The organism is Bacillus sp. ISL-77, assembly GCF_018613105.1.
This window is the reverse complement of record NZ_JAGGQY010000036.1, coordinates 24,227-40,628: the sequence shown is the minus strand read 5'-3', so window position 1 is coordinate 40,628 and position 16,402 is coordinate 24,227. Positions and strand designations below refer to the sequence as shown.

The window sequence follows — 16,402 nt, the reverse complement described above, 5'->3', positions numbered from 1 at the left end:
TTTTGAAAAGAAAAGCCAGACGAGAAAGGATATCTGGCTTTATATTGGGATTATTGTTTGTTATAGCGGTCTAATCCTTTTTGGTAAACTTTCATTAATTTATCAAGACCCATATCATTTAATTGATTCACATACGCATCCCATTCCTTCTCAATTCCTCCCTCGATCAACCATTGAGCTTCTTTTTGCTTCACAAAGGCTTTAATTTCCGGCTCAATCGTATTAATCACTTCAAGCTCTTCAGGGCTAAAGAAGATGGCAGGATAGCTTTCTTGTACCATATGTGGTTTATAATACTGGTCAAGAATTTGTAATCTTTCCTTTGCTCTTGGCTCCATGTCTACAACTTTGCCAAAGTGCTCCTTTAAGACTACAAACGGACCGCCCGGAGCAACCTTTTGACGTAATTCACCCATTGCTACGCCTGCTGGAAGCTCTTTATTCACTAACATGCCATTCGCATCTTCCTCGTAAATTTCACCAATTGGGCCCCAGTTAATTTGTGCTGACATTTTTGGCTCATATAATTGGTCAACCCAGCGCATCGTAATCTCAGGGTTCTTGTTTGCTGAGGTAATCACAAAGGCATCTCTTCCATACTCAGAATAGTTTGAACGCCCAATGACAACTTTGCCATCTTTCCCTTTTAATGGAGGTAATACCACGTAATCTTTCACTCGATCTGGTCCAACCACTTCCGTATTTTCCCACCAAATGAAAGAGCCAAGTGTTGGATTCTGCGTTTTCCCTTTTGCAAAAAGCTGCTCTGTCTTTTGGGTGACAACCTCAGGGTCAATTAAACCTTCTTTTACCCAGCCGTTATAATACTTAATAGCTTCCTTAAATTCCGGCTGAACCGCTGCATAAATAACTTTTCCATCTCTGACGATGCGGTGATCGGCTTCAAATGGAGCATCCGGCAGCCCGAATAATCCAATTAAATCTCCTTCATTCCCGCACCAGCCGTTATACCAGAAAGTCAGCCCAATTTCATCTTTCTTACCGTTTCCGTTCGCATCCTTTTCGACAAATGCCTTTAACACATCATGATATTCTTCTAATGTCGTTGGCATTTGCAGACCCAGTTTATCTAACCATGTTTTATTAATGAACATAATGTTAGGCATTCCGATTAAATCCATTTCTTCTGCACGCGGCAGGGAATAAATATGTCCATCCGGTGCTGTTACAACTTTTTTCAAGTCTGGTCTTTGTTCAAATAACTTTTCTAAATTCGGGGCATATTCGTCAATTAAATCCTCTAATGGGATAATGGTACCATTCTGACCATTTTGCACAAGATCATTATCGGAAAAGCCTGACGCATAGAACGCATCTGGCAGGTCACCACTTGCCAGCATTAAGTTTTTCTTTTCTTGATATCCATCACCAGGGATATTATTCCATTTAATTTGAACGTTTGTTGCTTTTTGAAGTCGGTCAAAAATCACCATTTTGGAATAGTCGGGTGCGAGAGCTGCCTTTGGTGAAACAATGTTTAGCGTTACTTGTTTGTCGACAATCGGTAAACCTGTTTTATGAAAGGCAGCATCTGCTTTTTTATCGGAACTAGCTGAATCGTTGTTTGAGCAGCCAGTTAATGCTAATGAAGCACTTAATCCTAAAACCAACGCCATTGCCATGCTCTTTTTCTTGTTTTTCTGGACATTTTTCTTGATTGATTTCAACATTTGATTTTCCCCCTATTAGATCGATTAAATGGATGGCAAACTATCAATAACGTCGACCACCACCCCTTATTGCAAATCATTTCGATTAACCTTTAATTCCACCGATCATAACACCCTTGACAAAGTATTTTTGAACAAATGGATAGACGATTAAAAGCGGGATGGAAGCGACAATAATCACACCGTATTTAATTAGCTCAGACACTCTTTGTTTTGCGGCCAAGGAGTCCAAATCACTGATCATCATTGTGGATGACTGATTTTGAATTAAAATGTTTCGTAAAATTAATTGCAATGGATATAAGTTTTCATTATTCAAATAGATTAAAGCATCAAAATAAGAGTTCCAGTGCCCCACTGCATAAAATAGGACCATAACAGCCACAATCGGTTTTGATAAAGGAAGGACAATCTTCCAGAAAAATTTCACATCCGAGCATCCATCTATTCGTGCCGCTTCTAATAACTCATTAGGAATAGAGGACTCAAAAAACGTTTTGGCCACAATGACGTTCCATACCGCAACAGCTTTTGGAAGGATTAGCGCCCACATAGTGTTAAGCAAACCAAGATTCTTAACAACCAGGTATGTAGGAATTAATCCGCCTGAGAAAAACATTGTCATGAGGAATAAAAACATAATCACATTTCTTCCATATAAATCTTTTCTTGATAATGCATAGGCAGCCATTAAGGTAAAAGAAACGTTTACAATCGTACCAACCACCGTATAGATGATGGAGTTCTTATAGCCCAGCCAAATCTTGCTGTCTCCAAAGATTCGCTGATACCCTTCAAGGGTCAGCTCTTTCGGCAATAGCCATACCTTTCCTTCGTAAATCATGTTTGGGTCACTGATAGAGGCAATTACAATAAAGTACAATGGATAGACTACCAATAGTAAGATGATCGCGACCAGAAAAAAGTTAATAATATCAAAGACCTTATCTTCCTTCGATTTTCTTGTCATTCTCTTATTCTTTAAAGCTAATATACTCATTTATGCTGCACCTCCTGTTACCATAATCCTGTTCCGGATAATTTTTTCGCAAACTTATTTACTAAGACTAATAAAACTAAGTTAATCACTGAATTAAACAATCCTACTGCGGCAGCAAAACTATATTGCGCCTGCAGTAACCCCATCTTATAAACATAGGTTGGGATAATCTCTGCTGCCGGCTGGTTCATTGGTGTTTGTAACAGGTAAGCCTTTTCAAAACCAATATTCATAATGTTACCAACGTTTAGAATTAATAGAATAACAGCCGTTGGCATAATCGCCGGAATATCCACATGAAAAATCCGCTGCCACTTATTTGCTCCATCCATTACCGCAGCCTCATGCAGTTCAGGGCTGACTCCTGCAAGCGCTGCTAGATATATAATCGCAGCCCATCCGGTTTCTTGCCAAACGCCTGAGGCAATATATAATGGTTTAAACCAATCAGGTTTTGCCATAAACGAAATCGGATCGCCGCCAAAAATCAGGATTAAGTTATTAATAAGCCCATTGTTTGAAAAGAAGACATAAATCATACCCGCTAAGACAACTACTGATATAAAATGCGGCGCATAAACAACTGTTTGAACAAAACGTTTGTACTTATCACTTCTAATTTGGTTCATCATGAGAGCTAGAAAAATTGGAAGCGGAAAACCAACGATTAGTTGTATAACGCTAAGACCAAGAGTATTTTTAATCAGGCTCCAAAATTGATAGGAATCGAAAAATCGCTCAAAATGTTTAAATCCAACCCATGGACTTCCCATAATTCCTTTTGTTGCAACAAAATCTTTAAAAGCAATTAATATTCCATACATCGGAACATAATGGAAAACAATAAAATAAACTAAAGCGGGTAAAAGAAATAAATAGAGCTGATAACTACTCAAGATTTTTTTTAGTTTTGATGCTTTTTTTACTTGGATGGGTAAATCGATTACCGAATTTGCTTTCCTAACCACTTCCATATCCTTGCCTCACTTTCAACAATGTTTTTTTGTTTTGTCTAACATTTCAATTGAAACGTTTCCAACAATAGCTAAAAAAATTTGTATTATCTAAACCGTTTCTTCCTTTCTTTACATCATAGGTATTCGATAAATCTCTTACTTGAACGTTTCATTGAAACGTTTCCAAAGAGAGTTAAAAAAATTATATATCTAAGGTTCCTCCCTCTCTGTAACGAGAGGCATTCGATAAATCCTTATCCTCCAGCGTTTCAATTGAAACGTTTCCAACGAAGAGTTAAAAAAATTGCAAATAATACCTAAGTTGTTTCGCCCTCTCTGTACATGACAGGGATTCGATAAATCTCTTGCTCCAGTGCTCCACCTTCAATCTTTCTTAAGAGAAGCTTTACAGACATTCTTGCCATTTCTTCAACCGGCTGCCGGATCGTTGATAGAATTGGATGAAACAGCTTATTATCCTGAATTCCATCATAACCAATTACTTTTACATCCTCTGGAGTTCGTATTCCATGTTGTTTGGCTTTATCAATATATTTGGCGGCTAGCAGGTCAGTATTAGCAAATATGCCGGAAACATTATGATGTTCTTTTATTTTAAAGAAATTTTCGAAATATTCATCATCATTATAAACAGCATCATGCTCCTCATAAATGATATATTCAATCCCTTGATCCTTTGATTCATCTATAAATCCTTTCTTCCGAAGTTCGACCTCACTGTAGGCAGAACTAGTGATTCCAAGATACGCCGCTTTTTGTGCTCCCGCCTTTACAAGTTCTTTTAGCGCAATGCGGCCGCCAGTATAGTTATCTGAAGTTACACATGTGATTTTTTTTCCAAAATGGCGGTCAATGCTGATAATAGGAATATCGGTGTTCACTCTATCCTCGATGTCGTTGTAAGTAATCCCGATAATACCTGCTACTTTATTCTGATTGAGCCTATCTAAATAATAAAGCTCTTTGTCAGGTCTGCCTCCACTATTGCAGAGCATCAATTTAAAACCTTCTCGGTCAAGCTCATCTTCGATATAATAGGCTAGCTCCGAAAAAAATGGATGCCATATACTAGGGAGCAATAGCGCAACCATTTTTGATTTTTGCATTTTAAAGTTTCTTGCCACTTCATTAGGTATGTAATTTAATTGTTTGATCGCAGCATTCACTTTCTCCCGTGTTTCGTTCCTTACATTCGGATGATTGTTAATGACTCTTGAAACAGTGCCAACTCCGACTCCTGCTAGGTCTGCAACATCTTTTAAACTTGGCACTACTACTACCTCCCATATTAAAGCGATTTTCATAAACTTATGATACCACTACTTGGAAACGTTTCCATGTACCTATGATATCATCATCTTGGAAACGTTTCAACGTTTTTTTAAAAAAATAAATTAATTTTTCTGATTACTTTTTCAAGATAGAATGTATTTTTTTAATGCCTCTGCTACACCGTCCTCATCATTGGAAAGTGTGATATCATTAGCAATTTGTTTCACTTGTTCCGGTGCATTTCCCATGGCAATTCCAAGTCCCGCAAATTCGATCATATTCATATCGTTATAGTTGTCGCCTATTGCGATAATCTCGTTTTTTAGGATATCAAACTCTTTGCATAAAAATTCAATGGCAGAAGTTTTGGTTGTATGTTTGGGCATTATTTCTAAGTAGGTAGGTTTTGAAGGGTATATATTTAAATAGCTAGAGAGATAATCATTTATTTTTACATCCAATTGATGTATCTTATGGGATTCGGCCATACATAAAATTTTATTAGGTCCAGTATTTCCTTGCTCCCACATCATAAATAAGGTACTAAAATCTAAAATTGAAGGAGTAATATTCGTAATTTCACTCTCTTGTTTCGCCCAATCATCCATTTCTTCTATATACCATTCATCATCCTTATATAAACTGATATGTATGCCGATACTTTTGACAATGTTATACACCTGCTTAACATCTGAAACTGGTATCGTAATGTTTAATAGCGTATCACGATTATTCCAAATGAACGCACCGCTGTAACAAATAATAGGCTGTACGATATTTAATGCTTGCTGCAAGAACTTTATCCCTTTAGGCATTCTTGCAGAAACTAGGATGACTGGAATTTGTTTTTCAATAGCAACTTTCTGGATTACTTGTTTCGTTTTTTCCGTAATCTCATGCCTGGAATTCAGTAATGTCCCATCAATATCCAAACATACCATTTTGAAATTACCCATATGAATCCCCCTAGTCCTTAATAAAATATTTTTAGTCGGAATTTATAACAAGTGTCTAAATTTTTAGTAAGCTAATATATAAATATATCGTCGATTTAAAGATCATGAATATATTGTCAATAATAATTGGTTTTCTTCTTTAAGGTAACTAATTTTGTCCTTTTACCTTTATGAACTGACACAAATCTCATTACCGCGCTGTGAATGGTATAGCTTCCAGTAATACCCCTTACGCCTAATTAATTCGTAATGGGATCCCTCCTCTATGATTCTACCTTTTTCAATGAAAAGAATACGGGTTGCGTTTTGAATCGTCGAAAGCCGGTGGGCGATAATAAAGGATGTTCTGCCTTTCAGTACCGTCTCCAGTCCTTTTTGCAAGGCCAGCTCCGTTTCCGTATCGATCGATGAAGTCGCTTCATCGAGGATTAATATTTTCGGATCGGCCAATAGTGCCCTGGCAAAAGAGATCAGCTGCCTCTGTCCAGTAGAAAGACTTGTGCCTCTCTCATTTACTTCGGTTTGATATCTATCCTTCAAACGGCTGATAAACTGATGAGCCTGCACCGCTTTTGCAGCCTCTAACACTTCTTCATCTGTCGCATCCAGCCGGCCATAGCGGATATTATCCATAATCGTTCCCGAAAAAACAAACGGATCTTGGAGCATGATTCCCATTTGCTTCCTAAGCGATGGGATCGTTACCGTCTTAATATCAATCCCGTCAATTTCAATTTTCCCACTATTAATATCATAAAAACGACTAATCAAGCTTATGATCGTGGTTTTCCCTGATCCTGTTGCACCGACAAGAGCGATCCTTTCACCTGGATTTACCTTGAAATTAATATTGTTGAGGGTTTTCCCCTCTTTCTCATACCCAAAAACAACATTCTTATATTCAACCATCCCTTGAATTTCGGGAAGCTGAGCAGCATTTGGAGCATTGTTTACCGTTGGCTTTTCATCCATCATTTCAAAAATTCGTTCCAAATAGGCCATCGCATTAATGATGGCATTATAAAAATTCCCGATGTTCGCTAAAGGCATCCAGAACATCCATATATAGCCTATAAAAGCAACCAGTGAACCAACCGTGACCCCGTGACCGATCATCGCTATGCCGAGAATGTAGATAAACGAAACCGTTAGGACTGAAATAATCTCAATGGAAGGCCATAGCAGAAATTGTATTTTCACTGCCTTCATCCATGAGCCTCGATAGCTCTCAGCCACTTCACCAAAAATACGTTTATTTTCTGACTCTCTGGAAAAGGCTTGAGTAACCTTAATTCCATTAATACTTTCATGAATATATGCATTCATATTGGATTGCTTGTTACTTAAAGTTTGCCAGGCTTTCCGCTGGGCATTTTTTATAAAAAATATCACCGCGGCCAGTACTGGAAAACCAGCCATGGCATACAGCGTAAGTTTTACATCAATCGATAACATAAAACCGAGAATAACAAACAGGCTGAAAAGATCGGTGATCAAATTAATGATTCCATTTGAAAGCAAATCACTTAAAGAATTAACATAGTTTACAACTCTCACTAAAATTTTTCCATGCGGCCTGCTATCGTAAAAAGAGAATGATAGTTTTTGCAAATGAGTAAATAAATCTTTCCTAATATTTTGGATGATACTCTGTCCAGTCTCAGTCATGATTCGAATCCGATATTTCATACAGATCCCGCTAATCAACAGGGCGATTACGTAAATACCCGCAAGAATGAATAAGCCCCCAACGTCTTTGTTTGGGATTTTCACGTCAATGGCTTGTTTAATCATATACGGCCCGATTAAATTCGCACCGCTGGCGATCAGCATCATGAAAACGGTAAAAAGGATCTTTTTTTGGTGAGGCTTTATATAAATTAACAACCGTTTAAATTGAATAAGACTAAATGGTGACTCTAACTCCTCATCGACATCAAATTTATTTCGTACCATTGATATAGATCACTTCCTTTCCATGGTGCTGTTCTTCAAAATTTCCATATTGATTTTTAAATACGTTAGCGTAGTAGCCCTTTTTCTTAAGCAGTTCTTCATGCTTCCCTCTTTCAATAATCCTTCCATTTTCCATAACAAGAATCAAATCCGCCTCTTTAACAGATGTAATCCGATGGGCAATAATGAAACAGGTTTTATCCTGATGGATAGACTTCAACGTTTTTTGAATACGAAGTTCGGTTTCCATATCGACACTTGAGGTTGTATCATCAAGGATGAGAATCGATGGATCTTTCAGAATCGCCCGTGCCAAAGCAATCCGCTGCCTTTGCCCCCCGGAAAGCCCTACCCCTCGTTCACCAATGATCGTTTCGTAACTATCAGGCAGCTCAATAATAAAGTTGTGTGCCTCTGCCATTTTCGCAGCCGTTTGAACGGATTCTATCGACGCTTCAGGATTTCCATAAGCGATATTTCCTTCAATCGTATCTGAAAAAAGGAAAATATCCTGCATCACCATGGCCATGCTTTCCCGTAATTTGTGGATATCCCATTCCATCACATTGATTCCGTCCACGCTTACTTCTCCACTATCCGTATCATAGAATCTGCTTAGAAGATTCACTAATGTTGATTTCCCGGCACCAGTCGGCCCAATAATTCCAATCGTTTGACCCGGCATGCCTTTAAAGGTAATATCCTTCAACACCGACTCTTCACCATAACTAAAGGAGACTTGTTTGAAATCAACGATCCCTTTGAAATTTTCCACGTTCTTTTTATTGACAGCATTGGTGATTTTCGGTTCTTCATTTAATAATTCTTCCACTTTTTCAGCAGAAGCAATAAACCGCTGGACATCATTTATCAACCAGCCAGCCATCCGCATCGGATTATTTAGCGCCCATATCAAGGAATTGAACGTAACTAATTCTCCAAGAGAAATAGAATTATTAATTACCATAATCCCACCAACTACGATCATGACAACTGTTAACATCCCTGCAAGTGAATCAAGTACGGGCAAGTACTTTTCCCATACTCTTGCCGAGTTAAGATTCTTTTCCTTGAAACCTGTATTTTCTAATGAAAATTTTTCTATTTCATAATCTTCCTTCGCAAAGGCTTTTACCACTCGATTGCCGCTGATATTCTCCTGCACCACTGAATTCAACCTGGCAAACTGTTCCCGAATCGCAGAAAAAGTGGGTTTTACAGTATAGGTTAAACGAAAAGCAAAGAAACCAATAATCGGTGTTACGGCGAGCATGACCAAAGCTAACGGCGGATGTAGAGCAAACATGAATCCAATAGCAAACAGCAAAATGGTAACATTTTCAAAAATAATATAAATAGCCCATGCAGTAAAATGCCTGACTGCTTCTAAATCCCCAGTCATGCGCGCCATGACATCTCCCGTTTTTGTTCGATCATAAAAACTAAAATCCAATTGGTTAAGCCGAGTATACAACTCTTCCCTTATCGTAAAAATTACATTTTGCGAAATCCGCTCAAACATTAATTGATAACTATAACGAATCACTGTCTTGGTTATGGTTACACCAATCATTAATCCCAACAGGGGCCATAATAAATCATTCTGATGTCCATAAATAACCTTATCGATGATTTTACCGGCAATATAGGGATTAAACATATTTAGAACTGAAACAGCTAGCGCAAGTGAAAGTCCAATGAATAATCTAACCCGGTAATTCCGTATATATCCCCATATCCATCGCATGCTTTGCAAAGATCGTTTCCTCCTTCCAATTCTGTTTAAACATAAATACATCATATTATTGTTGCGGTCTTCGTATGAATGAGAAAAAATTTATTTAGGTATTCGAAACAGCCCTCCTTTAAAAAGAAAGGCTGTTTAATATTTCCCGCTGCGTCTCTTGAAAATGGATGACTTCCTCTTGAGTTGGTAAGGAAGAAATGGCGCCTACTTTCGTACAAACCATTGCTCCCACTTTATTACTAAAGTACATGATTTGTTTCAGTTGTTCGAAGTCTTTTAAAACTCTCTTTGGTTCTGTTGCTCTAGCCAACTGGTAAAGTGTTGCGCCTACGAATGCATCACCCGCACCGGTAGAATCGATAGAATCTACTTTTATACTTGGAACCATCTCCATATTTTGCCCATTAGAAATCATCGTTCCTTCTTTTCCTAAAGTAACCGCAACGACTAATGCTCCCAGTTGATGTAGAACTTCGATTCCATCACTTAAATCGTTCATGCCAGAGATAATTTTTAATTCCTCATCGCTTACTTTTACAAAATCAGCGATAGCGATTCCCTTTTGCGCTAACTCTACAAATTGGTCTCTTCTCCCTTTCCAAAGGTCAATTCGATAGTTAGGGTCAAATGAGATAAATTTACCTTCGTCCTTTGCTTCCTGCATGACATGTAAATAAGTCGATTGAAAGGGATCATTTAATAAAGCGGTCGCTGAACCAAAGTGTAGAATACTCGATTCTATTATTTTTTCTTTATCAAGCTCGTCTTCAGTTAAAAAAGCATCTGCCCCGCGATTAAATACGAAGTCTCTTTCTCCATTTGCTTTCAATGAAACAAAAGCTAGAGTTGTAGGATGCTCATTATCTAGTACAAGCATAGAGGTATCGACATTCACTTCTTCTAATATATTTTTTAAAAAATGACCAAACGGATCATTTCCAACTTTTCCACTGAATAGAGCACTGCCCCCTAATTTCACAATCGCAGCACAAACATTAGCAGGAGCTCCCCCTGCCTCTTTTTCAAAATTTTGACCTTGGACTAAGTCCATGTCCACATCTGTACAGAAAAAATCGATTAATAATTCTCCAATACAAATGACTGATGAATTGTTTTTCATTTTAGCTCAACCGTCCTTTCAAATTGTTCTATATAGTAACTTTTTCATGGCCTTGCAAAAACAAAGCTCTAACCTTTGATTAGAGCTCTGCCGAAAAATAAAATTACTTATCACTGGAAGTTAACGATAATTTGCGTTTTTTTTACTTCTTTATTTTATATCAGACGAAAGTGTCCACTGCTGACGCTCTAGATTCAGATTCAAATCATTAAGTGTCAAAATTCCCTCTCCCGATATTTCGAGTGCCTTGCCATTATGAACAGAAGTGATTCTTACAGTTCCATTATCATTTTTGGTAATTATCCAGCGCTGATTATTATAGCCAAGATAGTTGTACAGCTGAATTTTATTTTGCCCTGTATCCAGATCTATAGCTTTGCCGGCCTCTGTACGTATGGAATAAGAACCATAATCATCACCTGTCGGAATCAAAGTCCAGTTTATAGCTTTGTCTGCATCAGCTACGGTCACAGGCTCACCGTTTTGAGAATTAGCAGTATAAATCGCTTTGCCTGTTGCTATATTCGTAAAGCTTGTTACGGTTAAGTTTGCTTCTGACATATTGCTGACATTGACATTCTGATAGTAAGCTTGACCTCCAAAGACATTTAAACCAAAATGGCCTTCAGCAAAGGTTCCATCCTGTAAATCCATGATTTTTTGACCATCCACATAAATCTGAATGTGAGGACCCTTTGCTTCGATTTTCACTTTATATGTCTTTCCTGGTTGAATAAAGGCAGGCACTTTCGCAATGACCATACGGTCCACGAAGAGACCGTCAATCTTGTAAAAAAGGCGAAAAGCCTTCATGTTCGGATCAAGATTGAAGTAATAACCGCTTCTACCGTCTTCACTTGCCCGGAACAGAATGGAACCTGCTCCTCCCGATTGTCCCAGTATCATATCTGCTTCATAAGTAAAGTCTCATGCCGTTTCCTTGGCCATATAGTTTGCATCACTTGTATACGTACCACGGATTCCATTTTCTGTGATGGTCCATTGGGAGGCAGAAAGATCTGCTTTCCATCCAGTGAGATTAGTATAGAATTCACCATCATACACTCTAACAACTACACTTGCTGAAGCCTTTCCATTTGCTGCAGAAGCTGTAATAATTGCTTCCCCTTTGCTTCCTGCTTTAAGTACTGCATTGGAGTTAGTGAAGGAGTCAACCCTCACTACATTCGAATCACTAGATGTCCATTTAATTGGCTGAGTTCCCTTTCCCTTTCGGTTCTCCGCGGAAGCAAACAACGTTAGAGCATCGCCAATATTCATCTCTCTTTGATTTGTATCCATTACAATTCTTGTATCCTCATCCGCATTTTGATTCCAGGTATTTGCTAGCGAATGTACCTTTAATGATACAATATTTACATCTCCCCCCTTGGTGTAGAAGTTCATACTGCGACTTGAAGGATCCGGGAAAATAACATCAGAAAAAACAACTTTCCCATCATTAGCAAATACTTCAATGGACGAATCGTCTACAAATATATTCATTTTGATACGTTTATTATCCGGTTTTAAAGAAGCTTCATGTAAAGTGGAAAAAAGGCTGGAGAAATCCTTCTCTCCTGACTCCGCACGATCTACAAATATTTGATTATCTGCTGTTTTGTAGCCCACGACTGTTTTTTGGTCGGCCCCTTCACGAACATGAAAACCAAATTCGGTTAATTTGCTGGTAGAAGGAATTTCAATCTCCGCTTCTATTTCAAATGCTCCTGAAGAGATTCCCTTCAACAAGTTGGAAGCATTAGTCGGATTGACTACCTTGTTCTGTGTCTGGAAAATGGTACTGCGAATCGACTGTATTTCCTTAATAGGAGCTTGTGCAAGTCTTATCCCTTCATCTGTTTTCACCAATCTTAATTCTCTCGGAATAGTCAGTTCTCCTTTCCAGTCCATAGTTGGAAAAGCGAATGGATAATCCCAGTTGGTCATCCATGCCATTATCACACGGCGGTTATCCGGCATATTGGCGAAGGACATAGATGCGTAGAACTCCTTCCCGTAATCCGTTTTCAGTACTTTACCTGCTGTATTGTCATTGACGAATTTACCATCAGCTGTCAAATGCCCTACAAAATACTCCGCATCGGATCCCTGCGTCTTTGGATTTGCACCTGTACTAATCATCAAAACCCATTTTTTCTCTTCCGTACCGTCTACCTGAAGTTCGAAGAGATCAGGGCATTCCCATACACCGCCATGAACATAATTTCCATAACCAAAATTATCAGTAAGCTTCCAATCAATTAGGTTAGTAGAAATAAAGAAGCGAATGTGATCTCCTCCAGATACAACCATGACCCATCGATTGTTTGCCTCATCTCGGACAACTTTAGGATCACGGAAGTCCCAGCCGCCTGGATCTTCTCCATTCCTGCCCGGATTCTCAATGACAATTGGGTGCTCCGTTGAATATTCCCAAGTACGTCCCTGATCAGTACTGTAGGCAAGACCAATCCGCTGATTACCATTTGTTCCATCCGGATTAAAGGAAGTGTAGTAGGCAATAAGCCCTTTACCACCAGAATTGCTGAATAAACCGGAAGCATTTTTTAGATCTGCTACAGCTGAACCAGACCAAACATGCCCGTAATCATTCCATGGCAAAGCAATAGGGAGACGGTTCCAATTCACCATATCCTTACTTACTGCATGAGCCCAAGTCCCCCCATCTTGGTGAAATAAATGATACTCGCCTTCAAAGTGACGAGCCCATTCGGATCACTTACAGAGCCTCGAGCTGGAGTATAATGATAATCCGGTCGATATTTTTCTTTGTAATAGCTGGATGCTGGAACAAGATAAATATCCTGGAAGTAAGCAGAACCTGATGTTACAGAAAATCCGGCAAATCCAGTACTGTAACTCATATCCGCCACTTTTACAGCTGCCTCAGAATATCCATCAACATAAAGTTCGATTTGATTGCCGTTTGTTATAATTTCAAGATGGTGTTTAGCACCTTTTTCGGTTATATAGGTGCGGTCAGATGTTTTGAGCACAGTACCGTCCGCCTTCTCCAAATGTGCTTTGACAGTACTTCCTTCTTTCATAAGCACGGCCTGGTAACCAGTTGTTCCTTGTTCATTGGTACGAAATGAAAGTGCTGCTTCCGATGGATCTTGATCAAAAGAAATATTTCCTTCAAGCACAAAGTCGCTTGCACTCTTATTGTAGATTTGCTTGGCTTTCACACCATCAACAGCAATTCCCTTCAGACCTTTGATTGCTGGTTCCCAGCTTCCTTCCTTATATAGGGAAGGGCCTAGATTTGTAGAAAGTTCGCTAACTTTTACATTTTGAAACAACGCTGCTCCATCCCATACATTAAGGCCAAGAAAACCCTTATGATATGTAGCATTATGGACATCAATAATAGGAGCATACTGATTCCCCCAATAAACTTTGATATGATCTCCAACCACCTTCACCTTCAGATGATAGATTCCTCCCTCTTGCAGGTTAACTTGGAATTCCTCTTTTAATTTCTTCTCGTCACGAGCATCACGAAGACGAATGATTCCCGCATTTGGAACGATTTGCAGCATGTACGAGTCCCAGCCATCTTCATTAGAACGGAATACTAGGGTGGCGTCCGCATTCATGTCTATTATTTTTACATCCGATTCATAAATAAAATCTTCAGAATTAACACTTGATATAGCCATTACATTCTCTTTAGGTTCTGAAGTAAGCAAAAGTCCCTGTTCTGTGTCTTCTAACGTGCCTTTCCCTTTAATTTTCCAGTCTGTCAGATTAGTAATTGCTTTGGATACACTTTCAATAATTGTCGCACCCTCCCGCGTTTCTTTACTTCCAGTTTCATTCGATTCGGTTGCCCAGCCTGTTGTAGGATCAACAAGAATCGTGCCCATGGAGGCAGCGATAAGTACGATGGACAAAAATACAGAAGTCCATTTTATCAAAGTTGGTTTCATCCTTTGCCCTCTCTTCCAAAAACAAGGCTCTAACCCAATTAATTAGATTAGAGCTTTGCCTAAAAATAAAGTTACTTCCCCCAAATGGAATCTAGTTCTGTTAGTTTTAATGAAGACACTCGGATATTTCCTTCGTTTGAAAATATAACAATTTTCTCATATGGTTGGTTTGGAAAGATTAAGCTAGTAAAAGCTACCTTTCCATCATTTGCAAATACCTCTATTGATGAAGTATCAATAATAATTTGCAGATTTTCCAATTTTACATAAGCTTCTTGTACAGCCGGGAAAGATTCTGAAAAACTATTATCTCCAGCTTTCGTCCGGTCGACTAGTAGCATTTCCTTTTCTGCATCATAACGAACCACTGTTTTTACATCTTCAGAGTTTTGAAAAACAATACCAAAAGAATTTGAAGTTTGGTTTTCAAGTTGAATGCTCACTTCCATTAATGGACTGAACATGTTAAAGATTGCAGGTTGGTTTGCTTCAACCGTAAGGTCTTGATAAACCTCTGAACTTTTTCGAATTGTCTCGATTTCCGCTGCTACTTTTTGTATCAAGCGAACTCCAGCCTCGTTGGAAGCTAACGATAATACTCTTGGCAATGTCATCGCACTACGCCATTCCTCCGTTGGGACCTGGTTGGCATAACGCCAATTGCTCATCCAGCCAATATAAATTCTTCTTCCATCTTCAGCTGGGATATCAGACCAACTTACGCCTGCATAATTATCCCTGCCATGATCCATCCAAAGAATTGTTTCATCAGTATTTTCATTTACAAAGGTTGTTCCGTCAAAATCACCTATAAAATATTGTGTTCTTGAACCTTCTTTGAAATCATGATTATCACCAATGCTGACAAACAGGACCCATTTTTGGATGTTTTCATCACCATCTACTGGCAATTGAAACAGGTCAGGGCATTCCCAAACGCCGTCATGTGACCCAGCATTATTTCCAAATTCACTAGCAAACTCCCAATCTTTTAGGTTAGGAGAAGTATAAATGGTGGCGGATTGTCCAGTAGCTAATACCATTACCCATTTATTCGTTACTGCATGCCAAAAAACTTTAGGATCGCGATAATCAGTAATGTTTACATCAGAAAGTACTGGATTCCCTTCGTATTTGGTCCATGTTCTTCCATTGTCGGTACTATAAGCAAGACTTTGACGCTGACGCGGCCTGTCGGAGTTTGGATAGTTATCCGCGCTTGTATAAATGGCAACCAACCCAGGTCCATTCTGGAATAATCCTGATGTATTATTCCAATCCACCACCGCACTTCCAGAGAATATGGCTCCATGCTCATCCGGATATAACGCGATCGGCAGCTGTTCCCAATGAATTAGATCTTTACTAACCGCATGCCCCCAATGGATCGGGCCCCATGTGGTCCCAAATGGGTGGTATTGATAAAAAAGGTGATACTCATTATTAAAAAAGACCATTCCATTCGGGTCGTTCATCCATTTTTCTTCAGGTGAAAAATGAAACTGCTGACGATGCTTTTCTTTATATCGTTGTGTCATTATGTGTCACTCCTTTGTTTTCTCTTAATATCTTTTATTTCGATTATGATGGACAGATCTCACTAGCTTCCGTTGGATTTGTCTTTCATCGACCTTATGATGGACAGATCTCACTGGCTTTCTATTAGATTTGTCCTTCAGCCACCTTATGATGGACAGATCTCACTGGCTTTCAATCAGATTTGTCTT

The 16,402-nt window shown here is 38.8% G+C and carries 9 protein-coding genes and 1 pseudogene; all 10 read right to left on the bottom strand.

Going from position 1 to position 16,402, the window contains the following annotated elements; all coding sequences use genetic code 11:
- Positions 1-50 precede the first annotated feature (50 nt).
- Complete coding sequence (locus J7E77_RS14010; protein ID WP_251026626.1) at positions 51-1,691, bottom strand: ABC transporter substrate-binding protein; 1,641 nt, start codon at positions 1,689-1,691, stop codon at positions 51-53.
- Positions 1,692-1,776: 85 nt separating this feature from the next.
- The gene (locus J7E77_RS14005; RefSeq protein WP_251026625.1) at positions 1,777-2,691 is read right to left on the bottom strand and encodes a carbohydrate ABC transporter permease; all 915 of its coding nucleotides are present in this window, start codon (positions 2,689-2,691) and stop codon (positions 1,777-1,779) included.
- Positions 2,692-2,708: 17 nt separating this feature from the next.
- Positions 2,709-3,665: an ABC transporter permease gene (locus tag J7E77_RS14000; RefSeq protein WP_214715143.1), complete on the bottom strand. Its 957-nt coding sequence runs from the start codon at positions 3,663-3,665 to the stop codon at positions 2,709-2,711.
- A gap of 299 nt (positions 3,666-3,964) precedes the next feature.
- A complete protein-coding gene (locus J7E77_RS13995) occupies positions 3,965-4,939 on the bottom strand; it encodes a LacI family DNA-binding transcriptional regulator (protein ID WP_214715142.1) in 975 nt (324 codons plus the stop codon).
- Positions 4,940-5,083: 144 nt separating this feature from the next.
- Complete coding sequence (locus J7E77_RS13990; RefSeq protein WP_214715140.1) at positions 5,084-5,896, bottom strand: Cof-type HAD-IIB family hydrolase; 813 nt, start codon at positions 5,894-5,896, stop codon at positions 5,084-5,086.
- A gap of 168 nt (positions 5,897-6,064) precedes the next feature.
- Positions 6,065-7,852, bottom strand: a complete 1,788-nt coding sequence (locus J7E77_RS13985) for an ABC transporter ATP-binding protein (protein ID WP_214715138.1) — start codon at positions 7,850-7,852, stop codon at positions 6,065-6,067.
- Complete coding sequence (locus tag J7E77_RS13980) at positions 7,839-9,608, bottom strand: ABC transporter ATP-binding protein (protein WP_214715136.1); 1,770 nt, start codon at positions 9,606-9,608, stop codon at positions 7,839-7,841. The genes J7E77_RS13985 and J7E77_RS13980 overlap by 14 nt, the downstream gene beginning before the upstream one ends.
- A gap of 109 nt (positions 9,609-9,717) precedes the next feature.
- Positions 9,718-10,719, bottom strand: a complete 1,002-nt coding sequence (locus J7E77_RS13975; RefSeq protein ID WP_214715134.1) for a carbohydrate kinase family protein — start codon at positions 10,717-10,719, stop codon at positions 9,718-9,720.
- 150 nt (positions 10,720-10,869) lie between these two features.
- Positions 10,870-14,612 (bottom strand): annotated as a pseudogene (locus J7E77_RS13970) (GH32 C-terminal domain-containing protein).
- Between the two features lie 134 nt (positions 14,613-14,746).
- Entirely contained in the window at positions 14,747-16,213 is a 1,467-nt protein-coding gene (locus J7E77_RS13965) for a glycoside hydrolase family 32 protein (protein ID WP_214715132.1), read from the bottom strand.
- Positions 16,214-16,402 lie beyond the last annotated feature (189 nt).